Here is a 21,267-nt window from a genome sequence, read left to right as displayed (position 1 = left end):
CGCCCGCTCCTGCAATAGGTGCGGACGAGGGGCCGTATCCTGCGAGAAAAGAGGCTGCTGCCCCATGACCAACCGACGCGCGGGCGCGATATTATCGGCTCTGCTGATAGGCTCTGGCCAGCTCTACAACAGGCAATGGCTGAAAGGCTTATTGTTTGCGGCTTTAGGCCTGACGAGCATTTACTTCTTCATCTTCGAGCTATTCGACCTTCTACGTGGATTAATTACGCTTGGCGACCGTCCGAGCGGCTTCATGAAAGTCGGCAAAATGACGCGCCTTGTCGAAGGCGACCATTCGATCTTCATGCTGATCAAAGGACTTGTCGCATTGATTGCGGCTTTGCTCATTCTTTGCTACTACGTATTGAACATTCGCGACGCTTATATCGTCGGCAAGCACCGGGACAACGGCGGCAAGCCGAACCGCTTCACGGAATCGCTGGCGATGCTTGGACAGAAGCATTTTGCTTATCTAGTGCTGCTTCCCCCGTTTATCGCCATCGCTTTCTTGACCGTTCTGCCGCTTATCTTCTCGATTCTGCTCGCATTCACGAATTACGCGGATCCAATCCTTCCGCCAGCGAATCTCGTTGACTGGGTCGGGTTCGATAATTTTATGAAAATGATCAATATGAAGGTATGGAGCAAAACGTTCGTTGGCGTACTCCAGTGGACGATCGTATGGGCAATCCTTGCTACGTTCACGACCTATCTAGGCGGCGTCGTCGTTGCGGTGCTCATCCATCAGCCGGGCGTGAAGTTCAAGAAATTTTGGCGGACCGCGCTTATCATACCGTTCGCTATTCCGAATATGATCTCGCTGCTCGTTATGCGCAATATGTTCAACAATCAATTTGGTCCTGTGAACGATTACTTGCGGGCGATTGGACTGAATGGCCTCCCTTGGCTGACCGATCCGTTCATGGCGAAAGTAACCGTCGTGCTCGTCAATATGTGGATGGGCATTCCGATCACAATGATATTGGCGTTCGGCGTTCTAACGACGATTCCCCGCGATCTTTACGAAGCCTCGGATGTCGACGGAGCGGGGTCGCTGCAGAAGTTCCGCTACATTACGATGCCGATGGTGCTGTTCGCCACCGCTCCGGTGCTCATCATGAATTTTGCGGGCAATATTAACAACTTCAACGTCATCTATTTGCTCACGGGCGGCGATCCCGTTAACGTCGGTTATCAATTCGCGGGCCATACCGATCTGCTCGTTACATGGCTTTATAAGCTGGCGCTTAACCAGTCGCAATTCAGCTTTGCGTCCGTTATCGGCATTTTCATCTTTATGTTCATCGCCTCCTTCTCCATCTGGAGTTATACGCGGACGCGATCCTACAAAGAGGAGGATATGATCCATTGAGACTCTCATCGGCCAAATGGAAACTAGGCGCTACCTACCTCCTATTAACGATACTTACGGTCATCAGTATTTATCCGGCATTATGGATATTGTTATCCTCGCTGAAGACTGGCAACAGTCTGTACAGCGAGTCCTTTATCCCTAGCGAAATGACGCTCCAGCATTATTACGATTTGTTCGAAAAAACGAAGTACGGCACTTGGTTTCTTAATACGCTTAAGGTTGCCGTCTTCTCGACCATGATTGGAACCTTTCTTCTGCTCATCACCTCTTATGCCATCTCTCGCTTCCGGTTCGCCGGTCGCAAAACGACGCTTAAAGTATTTCTTGTGCTGCAGATGTTTCCCGGCTTCATGGCGATGATTGCGATCTTCGTCCTATTGAATTCGATCGGCTTGCTGGACTCCCACTGGGCGCTCATTCTCGTCTACAGTACAGGCGCGATCATTACGAACGTTTTCGTGGCCAAAGGTTTTTTCGACACGATTCCGAAGAGCCTTGAGGATGCGGCCCGCATCGACGGCGCAAGCCATCTGAGAGTGTTCATGGGCATCATTGTTCCCTTATCAACACCGATGCTGACCTATGCCAGCCTTATGATCTTCAACGGCGCCTTCGTCGACTTCATCTTCGCCGATCTCATCCTCCGCACGGAGGAGCAGCGCACGCTTGCTGTCGGGTTGTATCGTATGGTCAGCCAGCGCAACTCGACGGAGTTCACGATGTTCGCTGCCGGCGCCGTCCTTGTCGCCGTGCCCGTGACGATGCTGTTCCTATTCTTGCAGCGTTTCTTAATTGAAGGGTTAACGGCAGGCGCTTCGAAAGGCTGAATATGGACGAAAAAAGGAGGTGCCCCTAAAGCATACAGCTTTGGGCACCTCCTTTTGTACTCTTACTCATTGCCTATTTTCTCAGCGACATCGCCTGCGATCTCAGCTAGCGTAATATGGCCAAGCTTATTTTCCATCGCTTGCTGAGCTTCGTTGAAGGCTCTTTCCAGCGAGGATTGAATGTTGCGCCCGACGCCGCAATTCGGATTCGGCTTCTCGTGAATCGCGAACAGCTCATCCTGCATGGGACTTGTTACGGCCTGATATATATCGAGCAGCGTAATCTGATCGGTTGGCCTCGTAATGACGGCGCCGGCTACGCCTGCGTTCGTCGTGACGAGCCCTGCCTTGCTTAACATCCCGATAATCCGGCGGATAACGACCGGATTCGTATTGACGCTTCCGGCAATCAGCTCCGAGGTCATTCGCTCGCCTTCGCTAACGTCCAATAAAGTCATAATATGAACCGCTACCGCGAATCGATTACTAGTCACGTCCTCACCCTCTCGTCGTTACAATATGTAAGCATTATAGTTACACGAGACAGCGATTGTCAATGATCCGCGAACGTAACTTGACCGCCTTCGAGCGACTGAATTCTAGCAAGCGACTCCACCTGATAGCCAAGATCGATCAGCTTCTGTCTGCCTGGCTGGAATGTCTTCTCGATGACGATGCCAATCCCAACGACCTCTGCCTCCGCTTGCTTCACAATACCAGCCAAGCCGAGGGCAGCGTCGCCATTTGCTAGGAAGTCATCAATAATAAGCACGCGCTCCCCTGCCGAGAGAAACTTGCGGGAGACGGACACCTCGCTCACTTCCTGTTTCGTGAACGAATAGACGCTCTCCGTATACAAATCGTCCTTTAGCGTTAACGATTTGCGTTTGCGCGCGAAGATCAGCGGTACATCCAGCTGCAAAGCAGCCATTACTGCAGGCGCGATGCCGGACGACTCCAGCGTCAATATTTTGGTAATGCGGCTGCCTTCGAAACGTTCGACGAACAGCTTGCCGACTTCCCACATCAATTGCGGATCAACCTGATGATTCAGGAAAGAATCCACCTTCAATACATTTTCATTTAGGACGATGCCGTCCTGCATAATTTTTTGCTCCAGCTTGTTCAACGCCTGCTCCTCCACCTATCCTCTATTTTTCTAATCCAATACTTGACTATGTTCTATTATACATGATAAGATAAATCCCGTTGACACATTATTTTGCGGTCGTGGCGGAATTGGCAGACGCGCTAGATTCAGGTTCTAGTGGTGTAACAGCCGTGGAGGTTCGAGTCCTCTCGACCGCACCATAATCATCAAAGGCTACAGCTCATGAGCTGTAGCCTTTGTTCGTTTATTATAGACTCCGATATGCCTCATTGGCGCGTATAACCGCCACCGTACGTTCCGCTAGCTTCGATATCGGCACGATCCCGAACCCGTCGACACCGGAACGGATTTGGTCCCGAAGGGGTTCGATCCACTTCTCGGGAAGACGTGAAGCCCCGTTTCGCATGCCGATGACAGAGCCCGCCGTAGCCCCGTTGCAATCCGTATCGAACCCGGCTGCAACGGCCTTTCCGATCGTAGACTCCAGCTCTCCTTCGCCGTACAGCAAAGCGACGGTCACAACCATCGCATTCGAAATCGTATGACACCAATGGTAGGGATGGGATTCATCGTATTTGCCGTGAATCCTCTCAATAGCTTCTTCATAAGACAGGCCGTCGCTATGCCATTGCAGCACCTCCTCCAGCTCTGCAGCCAGCCTGCTGGTCGCCGGAATTTGCTCGAGTCCTGCCATGATGATGTCTTCCATCTTATCCGTTACCGCTGCTGCCGCCAGCATGGCTGCGACCCACATCGCGCCGTATATGCCGTTTTTCACATGGGAAATAGAAGCGTCGCGCCACGCCGATTCGGCGGCCTTCTCCGGATTTCCGGGATATATATAACCATAGAAGTCGGCCCTTATTTGAGCGCCGATCCACTCCCGGTACGCATTCCGATAGGAGGCGGAGGCAGGCGGGCCGACTAGATTAAGTATATTGCGGTAAGCGATTCTTTCAGCCGTGCACGTACGCAGCGCCGGCAGCAGATTGAGCCAAGCTTCCGCAACGTCATCCGGCGTGAAATCGCAGCCGTACTTCTCCACGATGGCAAGGCCTACGATCGTATAATTCAGATCATCGTCCTCTACCATATGCTCCACGTTATTGATCCAGCTCACGCAACGGTTTCCGTAGGATCCGCCTTCATTGATGACGCCATATTTAGCGGCAATCGACGGATCGATATCTGACGAGATATAGTATCGAATCGGCGAATTGTCTGTTTCCCTGAGCAAACCGGCAATCCGGTCTCTTCGCCAACCCTCGATCGGATGGCCGAGCAGACATCCCGCCGAACGGCCGAGCCATGCCCCATATACCCGATCTTCCATATCGATGCCTTCCAATGAAGCGACCTGCGTCCAAGCGTGACTACCTCGCTCCCGCCTCAGCGCGCGAATGCCGTCCAAATCCGACGGTTCTGAATACGGATAACCTTCGATAAGCGGCAGTCTGCCCATTTCGTCCAAATATTCGGCCGCCATTTGCTCGCGCAGCGGATCATTCGGATCCAAGCTGGACATTGCGGTGAACTGCTCCTCCAGTTGCTCGCTGATCGCCTTGCCTTCATCTATCCCTTGCCGCCATTCGATTTCGATATGATGCCCGTATTGCAAGTAATAAAGCACCGAAGCATTCATAGGAATCAATCACCCCGCTTCCCATTGGCACTACAAACGATAAACTAGATTGGCAATATGAAGCCGTCATAGGCAACGATAATTTGTTCAGGATCAAATATAGCCTTTAAATGCTCGTGCTGCAGCCCGATATTATGCGAGAAATGGGTAGCGACCACTCGGCTGCCGTCATGCAAGACGCCGCTTTTCCTAAGCCTGTCGCGGATCGCGATAACCGATTCGATATTGAGATGGCCGCCTGTGAATGGCAAATTGCCGTTCGTGCAATCCAAGATCGCTGCATCCACGGTCGTTCGCTCAAGCCATTCCCAAGTCGCATCGGGAAGAAGACCGGTATCGTGACCGTAAAATACACGCTTCCCATCCTTCTCGATGAGAAAAAGCAGGCAGGTCTCGTCGGGATCATGGTTGGCTGGCAGTGCCGTCACTTTAGCGGTTCCCGTATCCACCGTCTCGAATGGAACGATTCGTTGAAGAATGAGGCGATCCGTATCCGGCCTGCCTACGGCGTCGCGGCATTTTCGAATGACGGCATCGTGGCCGTATATCCGCAGCGGATAATCCAGGCCATGCGCATATACGGGCAGACGCATTTCCAAATCCTCCGCGCGCAAATGATCCAGATGCGTATGCGTCACGAACATATCCTTCACGAGGCCGAGATCGATTCCGTCACGCAGCACGTGATGCAGCGTGTCGGGCGGAAAATCGATCTTCAGCACGCCATCTATAATGACAGAGCTCCTCGTTCGTATGTTAGGCCCGCCGAGTCTCCGAGCCTCGGCGCAATGTCCGCACCGGCAGAACATCGCGGGATAACCCTCCGCTGCTGCCGTTCCAAGAAAATGAATATTCACGTCTTGCCTCCATTCCGTTTTTTTAAAGCGTCGCTGCGATTCTCGTCACGTTGCCCACCGCATCGATCGAACCGCGCTGAGGCTCCTCGTCTCCCTCGAATTCGACGGACAGCCAGCCGTCATAACCTGCATTCCGCAGAGCCCCGAATACGTATTTCAAATCGACAGCGCCTTCGCCCGCAACTTTGCCCAAGTAAAGCTCCCCTGTTAGCGCTCGAATAACCGCCCCTGTCGTTCCCTCCGGCACGGGAACGAAATCCTTGACATGCACATGGCCGACATAGTCCTTCAGCTCATCGACCGCTTCGCTCGTGCTTTGCCCAACAAGCAAAAAGTTGCCCGTATCGAACGTGCTGCGCAGCGCATCCGAGTTCACTTTGCGTATGATATCCATCACCTGGTCGCTTCGCCCGGCAAACAATCCATGATTTTCGAGGCACAGCGTCACGCCACTCTGTTCCGCATACTCGGCTGCCTTGCTCAGCCCTTCGACGACATATTCCAAGCCCTGCTCATACGTAATCGAATCATTCGGCAGGTCGCCCGAAAACACGCGTACGACCTTTGCTCCGAAATGGACCGCGGCATCCACTGCATCCGTAACCTCTTTCACCTGACCCCTTCGCTGCTCCTCGTCTGCTACAACGAAATTGTTGCAGGCGCTGAAGCAGGCAACCTGCAAGCTGTATTCTTGCAGCGCTGCATCAATCAATGGGATATCCTTTTCCTTGTCTTTCCAAAAACAGCTAAGAAGCTCGACGCCTTGGACGCCGACCTCGGATGCGAATTCGAGAAAATCGACGGTGTCCCATTTTTGCTCGTACCAATATTTATGCACGCTCCACATACTAAGAGCTATTTTCAATTCATTCACTCTCCCGTGTCCGATGCTGGATAGTTTGCACTGCGATAAATCGCTTCCGTCAATCCGATAACCTTGCACGCGTATTCGCCGGATACAAGTACTTCATGCTCGCCGCGAATGGCGTCAACGAAGCTTTTATCCTGATTCGTCGTTCGTTCGGGCAGCTGTACTTCAATCGCTCCATCCTTGTAGGTCATCAACTCAAGCCTGCCATTGTCGAGATAAATGACGCCAAGTTCGCCGCAGAATGAATAATACTCCCGATATCCCGGCACATATCCGATAATATTTAGCCCCGCGACCGCCCCCTCCTTGAAGCGGATGCTGGTGAAGGAATCTATCTCGACAGGCGCCCCCTGCGTGCTTACGGTCGACTTGACCTCCAGAGGCGTCAGTCCGGTCGTCCATAATAGAACGTCGATAATATGGCTGCCTGAATCCATCAGCATACCGCCGCCCGACAGCGCCGCGTTCTGCCTCCATGTACCGGTCTGACTGAGCTTCCAATCCTGGTATAAAGTAGCGTTAATCGACGTGAGCTTGCCAATGACACCGCCTGTGATCGCTTGGCGGATGTACAGAAACTCCGGTTGAAAATGTCTCTGGTAAGACACCTGCAGCATTCTGTCACGCTCAGTTGCAACTTGTATCAGTTGCTCCGCCTCCGCAGAAGAGCAGGTCATCGGCTTCTCGATCAGTACGTGACAGCCAGCGATCAACGCATCCCTGGCCTGCTCGAAATGCTGCGTATGCGGCGAACAAACGATGACCGCGTCCAAGCCGCCCTTGCCGAGCATTTCCCGATGATCGGCATACCGTTCGGTTCTCGCAAGTCCAAATGCCGAAATAAAATGGGAAGATGCTTCCTCGCTCGGATCGGCGACGGCGGCAATTTCCACTTGCGGCAGAGCAAGCATCTGTCCGGCATGAAGATGGGCGATGCCGCCTGTTCCGATAAAACCAAGTTTGATCGTTTCCATATATGGACTCACTCCTTCTCTTGTCCGTCCCATTTCATCCGCGTCTCGCTCTCGGTACGGTTACTTTTGTTCCTATCGCAACCGAATTGGGTGGTTTTTCCGAGAACAACCACCGGTCCGGCGTATCCTGAATGCCGCTAAGCTCCAGCTCGAAAGCGCCTTCGGGTAAACGGATGGACCGTAATGTAATCCGATTGCCGTCTACAACGGAAGATTCCCATACGACCCTGCTGGCGCGGCCGTTAATCCAGATCGTACCGCCGCCTTCCGGAAGCGCCTTCCATGCTTCAATTCGCTTGTTGAACGTTAACCGGACTTCATTATCACCTAACCGTTCGATTCGCATCGGTGCTGGCTTGTCATCGTACATGTAGCCCCCTGTATGATACTCGTATGCCGTCCACGCCGAGAAGCCGAGCGCGAACGCCGTTCTGCTGAACTCCCCAAGCCAGCTTCCGCCTTTGATCATATGCCTAGCCGACCCAATATCTGCTTGAACGGCAAGCGGAAGGAGCGGATGCCTTTTTCGGACTTGTTCGATGAAAGGCATGTAATCCTTCACGTAATCGGCTGGCAGATCGCCTCGAGTCCAATCCGGCCAATGCGTTTGCAAATAATGAATGTCCGGCCGTACCTTCTCGATCATCGACGGCGCGTCGAGACCTTGATCCTCCCGAAGCTGCTCTACGCTGCCTAGTCCAGCGTTTATGGCCAGCGACCAGGTTGCAACTAAGATATCAGGCCTCGCCTCTCGAACGCCGTCCTTGCCATTAATCATTTCGTCGATAAATCCGTTCACCGCTTCGACGCGAAAGCTGACCCACTTACTGTAAGTCATAGGATCGTTGGCATAGTAGCGATCCGAATCGGGATTCGTGAAATCGGGCATTCGGATGCCGTATCGGGAAATAAAGGCCGCCTCCGCATGCGGGCCGACATCCCCATAGACGCCTCGCGCGATGCCTCCCCATTCCGGAAAATACGGCTCTGCGATCTCGATGCCGTCGAACGGGTAGTCGGACACCAGCCTTGCCATCGCAGCCTTCTTCCATTTGACGTAGCCTTCGCTGAAAGGAGATAACCGTTTGAAGCCGTCATCGACCTCCGTTAACAGCTTCATTTGCCAGGAAGACCATTCATCGGGAAACCGTTCCACCGAGAAGGTGCCGTTGCCAATGACCATTGCCCATACCGGAATGCCTCTTTGGCGGAACGCCTCGATCAGCTTCGCATCCACGACATGTTCGTTGACTACAAAATAGTGAACGCAACAAAAACCGGCCAGCTCGATTTCATCGACGATGCTTTCTGCCGAACGTTGCCGATAATAAGCAAAGGAGGGATCGATCTGAATGCTTGGACCGGCAAGAGCCCGTCTTCTCAAACCCTCATCCATCAAAATAGACAATCAACTGCGCCTCCTTTTTCCTCTCCTCTTAAATAGGTATGACTGCACTTCGGAAGAATATATCCGTTATCCGCCGCGATTTAAAAAAATAATTCCAATGACCAAACCTGATGTATAATAAGGGCAAACTTCATCTTATCTGTTCATTTAGGGAGGTCATTGTATGAGTAAAGTCGTGTACGTACCGCTCGACGAACGTCCTTGCAATGCGAAGTTTCCCATCATGCTAGCTGCTATCACAGATCTCAGGCTTTCTTCGCCGCCGCGAACGCTGCTTGGCATTAAGAAACAGCCCGCGGATGTCGAAGGCATCCGTCATTGGCTGCTGAAGGAAACGTCGGATGCCGACTATTTGATCGTATCCGCGGATCTGCTCGTCTACGGCGGAATCGTCCCTTCCCGCCTTCATCAGCTGCCGCTTGCGGAATGCGCCGCCAGGCTTGGCTTTCTCCGCGATTTAAAGCGTTCTAATCCCGCTCTAAGAATATACGCCTTTAATTTGATTATGCGGGCGCCTGCATACAACAGCAGCGATGAGGAACCGGATTATTACGAGCAGCACGGTTACTCCCTCTTCCGGTACGGCTGGTTGAGCGACAAGCAGTCCTCAGAGCCGCTGGCGGAAGAGGAGCTAGCAGAATGGGAATCGCTTCAGATCGAAGTTCCGGCTGACGTGCTTGCCGATTTTTTGCGGCGCAGAGCTACGAATGCCGAGGTGAACGAGCTCGCGATCAATCTGGTAAACGAAGGGATCATCGAGCATCTCGTTATTCCGCTCGACGATAATGCTCAATTCGGCTTCAGCCCGATGGAACAGCGAAAGCTGCTCTTAACGGCCGAGCGACATAATCTCATGGATCGGGTGCTGCTCTATCCCGGAGCGGACGAGATCGGCTGCATCCTTTTCGCGAGAGTGTTCTGTCGGATCAAAAACTATATGCCGGAGGCGGCGGTACGCTATTCCTCCACGCTAGGACCGACCATTATCCCCAAATACGAGGACCGCAGCTTGAACGAAAGCGTCAAATCCCATCTTCATTCCGGAGGCGCTTACATGGGCGATTCCGCAGCGACGGCGGATTTTGTGCTTATGGTCCATTCTCCTCCCGTCTCGCAGCATGAGGTCGCCGAATCGCCGAATCCCTACAATGATCGCCATCGCTCCTACTTCTCGGAAGTGCATATCCCGGAATTCGTCTCGGCGATTGAAGCGCTCGCCGGCAAAGGCAAGCTGATCGCCCTGGCCGATGTTGCCTCCTGCAACGGCGCTGACCATACGTTGATGCGCTTACTGTCCAAGAAGGAGCTATTACCCCTAATAACGGCTTACGCCGGCTGGAATACGTCCGGCAACACGCTTGGAACCGTCGTTTCGCACGCTATTATCGCCTCTTACTACCGCAACCAAGATTCCCGCCCTGAACATACCGACCGCATGAACAGATACTTTTACCTATACCGGCTTATCGAAGACTGGGGATACCAATCCATCGTCCGCCAAGAAACCGCCAGCCGTCTGGGCGAATTAGGCGGAACGTACTTTCAGGTCGGCCATATCCGCGAACAAGTATCGCAGCTTATCACGCAGAGGCTTCACGATTTTTGTGCCGAATATTTAGGAGAGACAGCCAGCGGCGCTATAGACGGTCTCAAAGCCGACCTCCCTTGGAATCGGATGTTCGAAGTGGATCTAACGCTGTAAATGTAAAAAGGCGGTGCAGGTGAATATGCCTGCACCGCCTTGCTCTAGCCTTTTGCATGGATTTCATACAATCAAAAGGCTAGAAACGAGAACAAATAAGCATTTGATTGGATTTAGTGCAGGCATATGGACAGGGAAGGGCTATTGAGAGCTAAAATGCCAGTTTTGACTGTATGTTATCCACTCTAAATTCACTTAACTGGTGATTGAAACCAATAAGACTGTATGAAATACAGGCAACAAATAACCTCAATAGTCAAACTGAATTTCTTTGCCCAGCGCCGCCGATTCGTAGATGCCGCACAGCATTTTCATAACCTCCACACCGTCCTCCACGGGGCTGCGCGTTTCCTTTCTGCCGAGACAGCTGTCAATGAAGTGGTTGATTTCGTTTTGGAAGCCGCCCGTAAAATCGAAAGCCAGCTGGTCGACCTGCGGCGTGACGTTAAGGATCGTGTCATGTTTCTCCGCAACGATGAACAAGCCTGGCTCGATCTCCGCGCCGCCTTTGTCGCCGTACAGTTTGACCGTAATTTCATCCTGCTTCGCATGGAGCGTGAAGCTTACGTCGACCATCAGAGATGCGCCGTTCTCGAAGCGGATGATCGCGTTAGCCAAGTCTTCCACCGTATTTTTGCTGGAATCGTAATCCGATGCTTGATAGAAAGAGAGATTGTTGATATGGGCTCGGTTGCCAAGCTGGGAATAGGTATTGCCGCTAATCGCTTTCACCTTCGGCTTGCCCATTAAATACCAGCAAATATCGATGATATGGACGCCGAGGTCGATAAGCGGTCCGCCGCCGGACCGCTCTTTGTCCGCGAACCAGCCTCCCGGATTGCCTAACCTGCGCAAGCAAGTCGCTTTGGCATAGTAGATTTCGCCGAGCTCTCCCGCCTTAATGAATTGGTTCAAAATATCGGTGTTCGAGCCGTATCGACGGACGAAGCCGACCTGGAGCACTTTGCCGCTCTTCTTCACCGCCTCCTCCACGCGCAGCGCTTCTTCAACCGTCTTGCAAAGCGGCTTCTCCACGAGCACATGCTTACCGGCTGCCACCGCGGCGATGCTTATTTCGGCATGCGAATTGTTCCATGTGCAGATGCTGACGGCGTCGATTGCCGGATCGGCCAACAGCTCGCGGTAGTCGGTGAATACATGTTCCGCGCCGTATGCGGCCGCCTTCTTCTTAGCGCGTTCTTCGTTCAAATCGCAAATGGCATAGATCGTTACTTCAGGGTTGCGGGAATAGGATCCCAGATGAAATTCCGAGATGCTTCCCGCGCCAATGACACCGATATTTACTTTTTTCATAGGTCAACATCGCTCCCTCTTCTATAAATCGAATCCGTCCTCGAAGACTTGCAACTGTTCGTTGATGCGCGTTACGAACCGCCTTACGATTTCTTGAGGCCGCGTAATAGCCGTACCGACGACGACGGCATGCGCACCGGCTTCAAAGCAGCGTACGCACTCGTCGATCGTCCATATTCGCCCCTCTGCGAATACCGGCACCTTTCCGAGCACGGCCAGCCTCGCTACCAATGCAATATCGGGGACAGACTGCTGCGGACTATGCGGCGTATACCCCGACATCGTTGTCGAGACGACGTCAACGCCGAGCTGCATCGCGGCAATGCCTTCCTCGAAGGTGGACACATCGGCCATTATAGGGGTTTCGGGAAAGCTCTTGCGAATGTCCGCGATAAGCCTTTCGAGCGTGTCGTTGCCCGGCCTCGTCATCGCGGTGCTGTCGATCGCAACAACATCAGCCCCGGCGCGGACGATTTCCTGCACCTCCCGAAACGTAGGGGTAATGTATACCTCGCTGTCCGGGTAATGTTTTTTGTAGAGACCGATTACCGGAACTGTGCACCTCATCTTAATAGCGGCTATATCCAGAGGCGTATTCGCCCGGATGGCAGCCGCTCCGCCCGCCTCCGCCGCGACAGCCATCGCAGCCATCATATCCGATCCGAATAAAGGCTCGTTCGCAAGCGCTTGGCATGATACGATGAATCCGTCTTTGAGTCCCGCGATTGTCGGATGGATCATAGAGACACCTGCTTGCCGATCGACCCCGTATTGTACAGCCATACCTGCGCCGCCGCTCCAATGACGCCGGCATTCGCGCCTGCGGAAGCCGACATGATGCGGCAATCGTTCCACATGCTCGGCGATGTTCTATCTTCAGCCTGCTTCGTCAAAGCCGCAAAAAAAGGTTCGCCCGCTTCGGCTACCCCTCCGCCAATTATAATCGCCTGCGGATTAAACGCATGAATGATGCCGCCAATGGCTGAGGCAAGCGCGCGAACGGCCGTATCCATCGCTTTTACTGCAACCGCGTCGCCTTCCATCCAGCTTGCGATCACCTCCTTGGCGGTGATCTCGTCTCCGTACTTGCCGAAGGCATGCCCGCCCTCTTTCGCCAGCCTCGCCAAGCTCGGACCCGAAGCATAAAGCTCAAGACAACCATAATTGCCGCAGCTGCAGCGAGAACCGTTGAAATCAACGGATATATGACCCAGCTCCCCTGCTCCTCCGGAGATGCCCCGCAGCAGCTTCCCGGATTCCACAACAGCGCCGCCTACGCCGGTGCCCAGTGCCAAACAAACGAAATGATCGAGCCCTTTAGCTGAGCCAAAGCATTTCTCCGCGACGGCGATGACGTTCACATCATTATCGACGAAGACTGGCAGCCCGAAGCTGTTCTCCACGATTCGCTTAATCGGCGTACCCGTCCAGCCCGGTAGCGTATCGACCGCGAACGAAACGGAGCCGGAGCGAAAATCGATTTGACCCGCGCTGCCAATCCCAATCCCGTCTATCGAGCCGCCGCCGGAACTCATCAACCGGCTTATGCCGCCCAATACCTTTTGCATCACATGCTCAGGTCCTAACGCGGCGCCTGTTGCTTCTGTTTGCAGTTCGGCAATCGTACCTTCCTCGTCAACGATCGCAAAATGGATCTTGGTCCCGCCTATATCTACACCAACTGCATAGCTCATAGCAGCACTCCTCCGTCATATGCCGTCTGGATTGTTCCCGCTAGCCTACCAGGCCCGTGCGCTCCACGCTCTCGACAAAATACTTTTGCGCGAATAGATAGAGAATGAAGATCGGCAAGATGCCGAGCAAAATACCTGTGTTCAAATAGAGCGATGTATGCGAAATACCCCCTACATATTCAGGCCGTACGGCGCCAGGCAGCAGATCGAGCATTCTGGCCAGCAGCGTGTAGTTCGGAGCGAACAAATTAACGAAGTAGCTGTCGTTCCATTGCCAGATGAAGGAGAACAGCAGCACCGTGGCGATGCCTGGCACCGCGTTGGGGAGCATCACCCGGACGAACGTACCTGGAATGCCCGCCCCGTCCACGTAGGCGGCTTCCTCCAAATCCTTCGGCAGCGATCGGAAAAACTGTCGGAAGATAAAGATGTACAAGCCGTTTTTCAAACCCATGGCAAGACCCGACGAGATGAAGAACGGCCAGAAACTTTCGAGCAGGTTCACGCCCTTGCTGCCGGTGAACAGCCCATACAGCCCGAATATGTCGAAGAAACGGTAATGCAAATACGTCGGTACCATAATCGTTTGCGGCGGAACGACGATTGTGAAGATAACGATGCCGAACAAGATCGAGCTGCCGCGAAACCTTAATCTGGCAAAGCCGTAACCCGCAAGCGCGCAGGATACGAGCTGGAGCACCGATGTCCCGATGCTGAGCAGCAGCGTATTCGTAACCGCCTCCGGATAACGAAGATAGTCCATGACGGTTTGGATGTTCTCCAGCGTAAAATGCCGCGGCAGCCAGACAACGGTTGCATCGAACATATCCTGCTTATCGCGCAGCGCGATCGATATCTTCGTAAGAATCGGATACATAATAATGAAGCATATGCCGGTGACGAGCACGGAACGGACGATGACCCAAAGAGAGTGCTTCGCTTTCTCGACTGGGCTATGGCGGTCATTCCATCTTGCAGCCGTCAAGGCAGCAGAGGCAGCTGCTTCTGACAGGCGGTTTCGCTGTGATTTATTCGACTCCATCGTTCTGCCCCTCCCTTAATCGTAATAAAAGACGCGCTTTGAGATCGCATACGTTGAGACCGCCAATAGGAGCGATATGACGAGAAAATAAATCCAAGACATCGCGGAGCTTACGCCGAAATCCAATCTGCCGAAGGCCGAATCCTGAATCATTTGCGTGAGGCTGTTGTCGTAGAAGGAGTCGATAATGGAATACACCACATTCGTCAAAATAAGCGGCGAAATCATCGGAAACGTTATTTTCCAAAAGGATTCGTAGCCCGTCGCTCCTTCGATCTTCGCCGCCTCGTACAACGAAGGCGATATGGATTGCAGGCCGGCAAGAAATATAAGAATCTGCACGCCCGACGAGCTGATAATCTGATATATTCGGTCTACGGCTCCCGTCAAATAGCTGACGATATCCATGCTCAGTCCCGCTTGCAGCAGCAGCGGCCGCAGCTCGATGCTGCGCAATCCGGAGTAGTTGCCCTCCATATCCGCAGATGCGGAGCCGATCATTTGCGCCAAGAAGTTGCCATTGTCCAGCTTGGCGATTACCCCCGAGGCGAGTACGACGGGCAGAAATATGATTGCCCTAGCTAACATTCTCCCTCTGAACTTCTGCGCCAGCAGCGTCGCCGTGAATAAGCTGAAAAACGTAATGAGCGGCACGTCGAGCAGCATTCTGGTTACGGCATCGGTTAACGTCCTCACGTACCAAGCGTCAACGAAAAAAATGTTGTGATAGTTTTGCAGCCCGACGAACTGGAGCGAATAACCTTCAGCATTCAGCGACAGCTTATTGAAGCTGAACAACAGCGATTGGACAAACGGGATCAGCATAAGCAGCAGAAATCCAAGCAGCCAAGGAGTAACGAACAGCATGCCGTATATAGCCTTCTTTCGCTGCAGGCTATTGGTTCGTTTCTTAGCCATCCGTATCCCCCCTGACCCAATAATCGTTGGCTGAGACCGTTGTTCCCTCATATTCAAACGGCTCGTCGCCGTAATTGACGATGACGCCTATACCGTTCTCGTATTCGGTTTTGTACACCTGCTCGGCTAACCGCTCGTGGTCCGTCATGCTCTGCCCTTGTACCTTGTTAAGCACGGCTGCCACCTCGGCATAAGCATCCACCGCTTCGTCCAACCATTGCTCGTAATGATTGGAATAGAGGTAGCTGAACCTCGTATCCTTCAGAATCGAGGGCTCTTCATAAAACCAGCTGAAGTACACGTTCGAGCCTGTTTCGAGCGAGCGCAGCACGTTTTCCCGCACATCCTGCTCATCTGCCGTATTGTACGCCTTGCCCGCGTATTCCACATAGCCGTGCAGCGCCAATTGGATGAAAGGAACGGATTCGCCGGCAAGCTGGTATTCATTGCTCTTCTGCGGCAGGTTCACGATATGCGATACGAATGGCAGCGCGTATGCATTGCCACCGTTCACCATAATGTCGGGCGATTGTTCCCGGATTCGTTCGAATGCCGCGATTACTTTCCGTTTGGCGTTCTCTCTCGTCACTTCTCCCCTTCTGCGGAAGTCCGAATAGAGCTCGGAGCCCAGGTCGCGCAAAGAAATGGAGCCTGGATTCAGCTTCCCGTAGTCGGATAAAAACCCTTTTACCGTTGCTTCGAGCTTTGCCGGCGACAGCAAATAATGCGAAAACCGATCGCTGCGGAAATAAGCAGCCCGGTCGAAATCGTATATCTTCGCGTAGCGGCGCGAGATGTATTGCGCAGCGTCCTCGCCCTTACTGAAGCTTCCGGAATCGCGGTATACGCGCAGCAACGCCGTATCTGGATAAAAGCCGCCACCGCCTGCCTGAAGCATCGCCGCCAATTGCTTCCACTCGCTCTGGCTGCCGATGACGCCATCCATATCGATTGACGACGCCCGTTCATGGTTCAGCCCTTCGTTGAACCAGCCCTTGTAGCTAAGGCGAATGTTGCCGATATGCTTCGAATTCAGCTTCTCTACGATCATCTCCGCCTGCTCAAGATCAGTTAACGGTACAATCGCTTCGTATGGGAAGCCAAGCCAGTTTTTTGTCTTCGGAATGCTGCCCGTCAGCTCCAGATAAAAAGGCGCTTCGCCTCCCTGCTTTAACTTCTGCATCCCGTAAGTTTCCTCTAGGTAGGAACGGTAGCTGGCCGCCATGCCGGCATAATCGGCTTGCTCCCCGATTAGAAACGAGTAACGGATTTTGAGCTGGCCGCGATAGGTTTGCACCGGCGTCTTGTGCATTATTTCGTTAGCGCTTAATCGCACCTCGTCCTTAGGCAATATCGTAAATTGCGTCGCTACCGTATTAAATTCATGCAGTCTGCCGCTGATGTCCGCGGACAGCTTGGCGAGCGCATCGCCTTCCTCGATGACCGCAAGGAAAGCCGCGTCGTTTTTTTTCATCCCGAATACCGGCAATCGGCTCGGCTCCAGCGTGTTGAACTTCTCCCGCACATAAATCGTCGAATCTTCGCCGTAGACCGGAATCAAGATCGGCTGCGCCAAGCTTTTGCCGCTGTTGAAGCGAACGAGCGTACCTGAGCCGTCAGGCAATAAAATATAGCCGTCGTCCCCCGTTCCCGCCGCGCCGAAATTTTCGAGCACATTAATCGTATGGATCCGGTAAGGCGGCGTATCTTCCGTCATCGTGTTTGTATCAACCGATGCGATCAGTTGCTTCCCATCGAGCGTATAGTCAAGCGTCACCGAAAATTTCGGATTGGCATTCGCCTCGGCATCTGCCTCGCCCTGTCCGCTGCCGCCGCCATTGTCGATGGCTAAATCCTCTTCCGAATATTCCATCTTCTCGAAGAGCGCGAGCAGCCTCTTCACGACCGCCTTCGGTATTTCTCGCCGTTCATACTCGCCCGCTGCTTCATTGAATTTATAGCGGATCTTAAGCTGCTCTTGGTCGGCCGGGTCTTCCAGCCGCGCGAGCAGCCGTTCCTCGAACCGTTCCTTGCTCACCTTCTGCGGGATCGACTCCAGCCCTTTCTCGGGGTTTCCAAAATGATAGGTGACCGAAACGCCGCTATCGGATCCTTTAATTTCAAATTGATTAAACTTTACGCTGTTGTTATAGCTGTCATAGTCTTTGTTCTGCCCGTTTTTGGTCAAATAAACGAACGACAGCTGCGCCGATAACTTTCCTTTAAGATAAGGCGAAGCCAGCTTATCGCCCGAGCTGTCCGGGTTCGAACGCCATATCTGTCCGCTTTCAAGGTCGAGCACCGCTATCTCCGCCGTCGTCCTGCTAATATACAAACGAAGAGCGCTATTTTCCAAAATGGGCTCGAGGCCTGCGATTTGAGGTTCAATGCTCGCGGACGGATCAAGAGCCTTCAGCGTCTCGTCCGGCGTACTGTTATCGATTTTGCTAGCGCTGGGTGCAGCGCTGTCTTGGTGTTCGTTGCCGCTAGACGCAGAGGAGCAGGCCGAGGCCGCAATCATCATGGACGTCAGGAACACAACGGCCAAGCTTCGGATTCGATGTTTGGTCACGTCATTATCCCTCCCCTATCCTGAACATCGCCTCTTTGTAAATCGTGGTCACGAACGATATCATCTGCTGAGCCAGACTGAAGAAGAGCAGACCCAAAAATATAATGATTCCCATTACGATCATCGTCAGCAGCATCGTCATTACGGTTTTGGTGACCGTGTATTGGTGCACAGTAAGCATCGCTACAAAGAGCAGCCCGATAAACCATATAAATCCGGCCGATCCTAGCAGACGATAGAAAGAGCCTACTTGCATAGTGATGATATTTGACAATAGGATGAGCGGAATTTGCATAAGGATGACGGGAACCAATGCATAGGCGCTTGCCGTGACGATTTCCTTGAACTTGCCTTCGCCGTCCATCAGAGTCGTCGTCGACCAATTCGCGATGCACCATAACATAAAAGGCAGAAGGACGAACTTGACCTCGTCGATGACGCTCACGTTATCGGCGCTTACGCTTGGATTAAAGATAAAGCCGGTATATTGCCGCTTGAGCACATAGAGAAGCGACAGCAGCAGAAGCAGCAGAACCGCAAACCAAACCTTCCCTTTTCGCTCGAACTTGAGTTCCCAGAAGCCGTTGAACGGATGAAATATCGTATACCAGGCAAAACCCGCTATCCCAGGCTCGGCTTTATTCCGCTTGATCGCAACCCGCGCTGCGATAAGCAGTATAGCTGCAGCAATCGCAATCGCTGCGATTTTGCCGAAATGCTCCCACATGAAGTCTTTGCGGTACCTTTCGAAAGCTCTGGAATAATACTCGCGGTGCATGCCTAACTTGAAATTGTTCATCGCTTCTTTGTTATTGCCTTGCCTAAGCTCCGCTTTGCCGATGCCCAAATAGGCGATCTCCAAATTCGAATTCAAGCCAAGCGCCTCGCGCCATTTCTCGACCGACTTTTGCTCCTCCCCCGTGTCATTGTAGATGACAGCTTGGCGAATGACCTTGCCGTACCTTGTAGGCTCGAAGACGACAAGCTGGTTCAGTCCTTTGTCCAGCACGACCATTTTGTCGCCGAGCATATCGATATCGGCCGGCGTCTTGAACGTTCCGATCTGTTCGCCGAGCAATCCGTATATATACATCAACTTGCCTTCCCGGTCATACGTAAATATTCGGCCGCGCGTGCTGTCGAGAATGCTGTAAATGCCGTTTTGGTCAAGCGCGACGCTTTGGATCGCGGATGTACCGGGTCTCGTGCCGCCGGTGCGGAACCGAATATCCCCTTTGGGAGGATGATAGCCCGAACGCTTCAATACATCAGCTCCCGATGGGTTTAACCGTTTCACCGGCGCATTCGAGAACGCTTCGCTCGTCGTCGTATAGATGAAGCCTTCGCCGTCGATATCCACGTTGTTGAACTCGACCGGAATGAACAACGCCATCTTCGAGCGCTGCTCCTTCGTCATGATCCGTTTCCAGAAAAGGTCGGCGACGTTGACCCGTACGTTGTTGACGCCGATAAAGCCGGAAAATTGACCGCCGGAATCGAACTGCATAATGCCGTTGAAGACGCCTTTGCCTACCACGTACAGCCGGCCGGCCGAGTCGCCGACGAGCTTAATCGGCTCGTAAACGAAACCGGCTCCAAGCACGTCGCTTTGAGGCGCTCCGATGACCTTTACCAGATCGCCGTCCTTCGTCAGTTCGACGATCCGCTTATTGCCCGTGTCCGCAACGAGCAGATTGCCGTTCGTACGGACGAACAAGCCTTGCGGCGCGAGGAAATGATCACTCTGGCCGTCGTTCATGAATGTTTCGATCGTACGTGCCGTGACAGCTTCTTCATCCAAAACCACGATCCGGTTATTGCCCGTGTCCGCAACGTATATTTGGCTATCTGTTGTGATGAATAGATCTTCCGGTGATCGGAATGGCCCCGTAGACAGCGACTGTCCGGAGATTTGCTTGAACGGCAAATAGGGGTTAGGCGCAGGCTCGGGCTCTCCCAACCAGGAATAGTTGTAGCCGTCGTACGGTGCGGCGGATACCGGAACAGCCGTGCTAACCATCACGAGCATTAGCGGGAAGAGCAGCATCATTTTTATGAATCGGTTCAACGTAAGCCTCCCCTTTCCCCGTTAATCTTTCATGCCGGAGGTGGACATCGTTTGGATCACGCTGCTTTGCGATAATAGGAAGATGAGGATCGGAACGGTCAGCAGAAGTAACGTAGCCGCCATGGACGGTCCTATCCGAATAATACCGCCCGCCAATATTTGCCCGAGCGCGTAATCGATCGTTTTGAGCTGCTCGCTGTAGATGTACATCGAGCCGGCGGCTCCGCCCGCTCCCCACAAGCCTTGGAACGAGAAGATGATAAGCGTAAGCCAAGCCGGCTTGACGACCGGCATAACGACGTTCCAGAAAATACGAAGCTCGCTGCAGCCGTCGATTTGCGCCGCTTCGAGCAGCGAATCGGGAATCTGCTCCATGAATTGCTTCATTAAATAGAGCCCGAGCGAGGAGCCGATCGCCGGCACGATGACCGCCCAGTGCGTATCGAGAAAGCCTAGCCACGACATCGTCATATAGTTCGTAATTTGCGTGACCGTGGCGGAGAACATCAGCGATAGAACGACGATTCCGAACAGCGCCCCTCTGCCCGGAAATTTACGTTTGGCCAACGGGTACGCCGCGAGCGAAGCGAAAATAACATGCCCTACCGTGCCTGCAATAGCGATAAAAAAGGTATTGAAAATATATCTAGTGAAAGGGACCCAAGAGCCGGACAGCAAATGATAGAGATCCGTGAAGTTCGTTAGCGTAGGCTGATGAACGAAAAAATCGGGCGGAAACTTCAGTATTTCGTTAATCGGCTTAAAGGCGTTGCTAATAACGAACACAAGCGGCATCGCCATGAAATAACCGACCGCCGCCAAAATGAGGAACAGGAAAATGTCGCCCGTCCACGACCGGTTTACTCTCTTTCTTCTTAAAATAGCCAGCATC

Annotated in this window: 18 protein-coding genes and 1 tRNA gene; 4 read left to right on the top strand and 15 right to left on the bottom strand. The window is 53.0% G+C overall.

The annotated features are described in order from the left end of the window. Positions 1-64: 64 nt before the first annotated feature. Complete coding sequence (locus AC1DF0_RS08245) at positions 65-1,372, top strand: carbohydrate ABC transporter permease (protein ID WP_442049169.1); 1,308 nt, start codon at positions 65-67, stop codon at positions 1,370-1,372. Next, on the top strand, positions 1,369-2,202 hold the full coding sequence (locus AC1DF0_RS08240; protein ID WP_442049170.1) for a sugar ABC transporter permease: 834 nt from the start codon (positions 1,369-1,371) through the stop codon (positions 2,200-2,202). Before AC1DF0_RS08245 ends, AC1DF0_RS08240 begins: the two co-directional genes overlap by 4 nt. A 62-nt stretch (positions 2,203-2,264) precedes the next feature. Here the strand turns inward: AC1DF0_RS08240 and AC1DF0_RS08235 are convergent, their stop codons facing one another. After that, positions 2,265-2,696: an Rrf2 family transcriptional regulator gene (locus AC1DF0_RS08235; RefSeq protein WP_442049171.1), complete on the bottom strand. Its 432-nt coding sequence runs from the start codon at positions 2,694-2,696 to the stop codon at positions 2,265-2,267. Between the two features lie 59 nt (positions 2,697-2,755). Beyond that, complete coding sequence (locus tag AC1DF0_RS08230; protein ID WP_442049172.1) at positions 2,756-3,331, bottom strand: xanthine phosphoribosyltransferase; 576 nt, start codon at positions 3,329-3,331, stop codon at positions 2,756-2,758. A gap of 95 nt (positions 3,332-3,426) precedes the next feature. Between AC1DF0_RS08230 and AC1DF0_RS08225 the strand changes: the two genes are divergently transcribed. Further along, positions 3,427-3,513: transfer RNA gene (locus AC1DF0_RS08225), tRNA-Leu, on the top strand. Positions 3,514-3,560: 47 nt separating this feature from the next. Here the strand turns inward: AC1DF0_RS08225 and AC1DF0_RS08220 are convergent. The 5 genes from AC1DF0_RS08220 to AC1DF0_RS08200 are packed head-to-tail and all read right to left on the bottom strand — an operon-like array spanning position 3,561 to position 9,065. Continuing rightward, the gene (locus tag AC1DF0_RS08220; protein WP_442049239.1) at positions 3,561-4,955 is read right to left on the bottom strand and encodes an ADP-ribosylglycohydrolase family protein; all 1,395 of its coding nucleotides are present in this window, start codon (positions 4,953-4,955) and stop codon (positions 3,561-3,563) included. A 44-nt stretch (positions 4,956-4,999) separates the two neighbouring features. Further along, positions 5,000-5,812, bottom strand: a complete 813-nt coding sequence (locus AC1DF0_RS08215) for an MBL fold metallo-hydrolase (RefSeq protein ID WP_442049173.1) — start codon at positions 5,810-5,812, stop codon at positions 5,000-5,002. Between the two features lie 22 nt (positions 5,813-5,834). After that, on the bottom strand, positions 5,835-6,677 hold the full coding sequence (locus tag AC1DF0_RS08210) for a sugar phosphate isomerase/epimerase family protein (protein ID WP_477573624.1): 843 nt from the start codon (positions 6,675-6,677) through the stop codon (positions 5,835-5,837). Between the two features lie 5 nt (positions 6,678-6,682). Next, complete coding sequence (locus AC1DF0_RS08205) at positions 6,683-7,657, bottom strand: Gfo/Idh/MocA family protein (protein WP_477573623.1); 975 nt, start codon at positions 7,655-7,657, stop codon at positions 6,683-6,685. A 34-nt stretch (positions 7,658-7,691) separates the two neighbouring features. After that, complete coding sequence (locus AC1DF0_RS08200) at positions 7,692-9,065, bottom strand: N-acyl-D-glucosamine 2-epimerase (RefSeq protein ID WP_477573622.1); 1,374 nt, start codon at positions 9,063-9,065, stop codon at positions 7,692-7,694. Between the two features lie 163 nt (positions 9,066-9,228). On the opposite strand from AC1DF0_RS08200, the gene AC1DF0_RS08195 reads away from it, so the two are divergent. Then, a complete protein-coding gene (locus tag AC1DF0_RS08195) occupies positions 9,229-10,767 on the top strand; it encodes a DUF4127 family protein (protein ID WP_442049177.1) in 1,539 nt (512 codons plus the stop codon). Positions 10,768-11,016: 249 nt separating this feature from the next. Here AC1DF0_RS08195 and AC1DF0_RS08190 read toward each other — a convergent pair whose 3' ends face one another. The 8 genes from AC1DF0_RS08190 to AC1DF0_RS08155 are packed head-to-tail and all read right to left on the bottom strand — an operon-like array spanning position 11,017 to position 21,266. Further along, positions 11,017-12,081 carry a Gfo/Idh/MocA family protein gene (locus tag AC1DF0_RS08190; protein ID WP_477573621.1) on the bottom strand — a complete coding sequence of 355 codons (1,065 nt, stop codon included), beginning with the start codon at positions 12,079-12,081 and terminating at the stop codon, positions 11,017-11,019. A gap of 21 nt (positions 12,082-12,102) precedes the next feature. Beyond that, a complete protein-coding gene (locus tag AC1DF0_RS08185; protein WP_442049179.1) occupies positions 12,103-12,864 on the bottom strand; it encodes an N-acetylmannosamine-6-phosphate 2-epimerase in 762 nt (253 codons plus the stop codon). Then, positions 12,819-13,775, bottom strand: a complete 957-nt coding sequence (locus tag AC1DF0_RS08180; protein ID WP_477573620.1) for an ROK family protein — start codon at positions 13,773-13,775, stop codon at positions 12,819-12,821. The genes AC1DF0_RS08185 and AC1DF0_RS08180 overlap by 46 nt, the downstream gene beginning before the upstream one ends. A 40-nt stretch (positions 13,776-13,815) precedes the next feature. Then, entirely contained in the window at positions 13,816-14,817 is a 1,002-nt protein-coding gene (locus AC1DF0_RS08175) for a carbohydrate ABC transporter permease (protein WP_477573619.1), read from the bottom strand. Between the two features lie 15 nt (positions 14,818-14,832). Further along, complete coding sequence (locus tag AC1DF0_RS08170) at positions 14,833-15,735, bottom strand: ABC transporter permease subunit (protein WP_475820300.1); 903 nt, start codon at positions 15,733-15,735, stop codon at positions 14,833-14,835. Continuing rightward, positions 15,728-18,307, bottom strand: a complete 2,580-nt coding sequence (locus AC1DF0_RS08165; RefSeq protein ID WP_477573618.1) for a DUF5696 domain-containing protein — start codon at positions 18,305-18,307, stop codon at positions 15,728-15,730. Before AC1DF0_RS08165 ends, AC1DF0_RS08170 begins: the two co-directional genes overlap by 8 nt. 4 nt (positions 18,308-18,311) lie before the next feature. Further along, on the bottom strand, positions 18,312-20,375 hold the full coding sequence (locus tag AC1DF0_RS08160; protein WP_477573617.1) for a YIP1 family protein: 2,064 nt from the start codon (positions 20,373-20,375) through the stop codon (positions 18,312-18,314). 21 nt (positions 20,376-20,396) lie between these two features. Continuing rightward, positions 20,397-21,266 carry a carbohydrate ABC transporter permease gene (locus AC1DF0_RS08155; RefSeq protein WP_477573616.1) on the bottom strand — a complete coding sequence of 290 codons (870 nt, stop codon included), beginning with the start codon at positions 21,264-21,266 and terminating at the stop codon, positions 20,397-20,399. Between the last annotated feature and the right edge of the window lies 1 nt (position 21,267).

Source organism: Paenibacillus sp. 05T425, from assembly GCF_056396205.1.
Note: the sequence above shows the minus strand (reverse complement) of the source record. Positions and strands in the feature narration are given on the sequence as shown.